We start from the raw sequence: 1,138 nt of genomic DNA, 5'->3' as shown, positions 1-1,138 counted from the left end.
ACCAAGCCCCACGTGAACGTGGGCACCATCGGTCACGTTGACCACGGCAAGACCACCCTGACTGCTGCTATCGCTACCGTGCTGTCCAAGCACTTCGGCGGTGAAGCCAAGGACTACTCGCAGATCGACAACGCCCCCGAAGAAAAGGCTCGTGGTATCACGATCAACACTTCGCACGTTGAGTACGAAACTGCCAACCGCCACTACGCTCACGTGGACTGCCCCGGCCACGCTGACTATGTGAAGAACATGATCACTGGTGCCGCTCAGATGGACGGCGCTATCTTGGTTTGCTCCGCTGCTGACGGCCCCATGCCCCAGACTCGCGAGCACATCCTGCTGTCGCGTCAGGTGGGCGTGCCCTACATCATCGTGTTCCTGAACAAGGCCGACATGGTGGACGACGAAGAACTGCTGGAACTGGTCGAAATGGAAGTGCGCGAGCTGCTGTCCAAGTACGACTTCCCCGGTGACGACACCCCCATCATCCGCGGCTCCGCCAAGCTGGCCCTGGAAGGTGACCAGTCCGACAAGGGCGAGCCTGCCATCCTGAAGCTGGCCGAAGCTCTGGACACTTACATCCCCACTCCCGAGCGTGCTGTTGACGGCGCCTTCGTGATGCCCGTGGAAGACGTGTTCTCCATCTCCGGTCGTGGTACCGTGGTGACCGGCCGTATCGAGCGCGGTATCGTCAAGGTCGGCGAAGAAATCGAAATCGTCGGTATCAAGGACACCGTCAAGACCACCGTCACCGGCGTGGAAATGTTCCGCAAGCTGCTGGACCAAGGTCAAGCAGGCGACAACGTGGGTCTGCTGCTGCGCGGCACCAAGCGTGAAGACGTGGAACGCGGCCAAGTGCTGTGCAAGCCCGGCTCCATCAAGCCCCACACCAACTTCACTGCTGAAGTTTACGTGCTGTCGAAGGACGAAGGCGGTCGCCACACTCCCTTCTTCAACAACTACCGTCCCCAGTTCTACTTCCGTACAACTGACGTGACCGGCTCCATCGAACTGCCCGAAGGCAAGGAAATGGTGATGCCTGGCGATAACGTGTCGATCACTGTGAAGCTGATCTCCCCCATCGCCATGGAAGAAGGTCTGCGCTTCGCTATCCGCGAAGGTGGTCGTACTGTGGGCG

At 59.8% G+C, this 1,138-nt stretch carries 1 protein-coding gene; it reads left to right on the top strand.

What is annotated here, in order from left to right; translation table 11 throughout:
- The coding region (gene tuf, locus Cth01_RS23915) for an elongation factor Tu (RefSeq protein WP_063665460.1) at nucleotides 1-1,138 on the top strand (1,138 nt) is incomplete at both ends.

Source organism: Comamonas thiooxydans (assembly GCF_000964545.1).
In the GTDB taxonomy this organism is placed as follows: Bacteria; Pseudomonadota; Gammaproteobacteria; order Burkholderiales; family Burkholderiaceae_C; genus Comamonas; species Comamonas thiooxydans.
The sequence above is the reverse complement of the archived record's forward strand: the minus strand, read 5'-3'. Positions and strand labels throughout refer to the sequence as shown.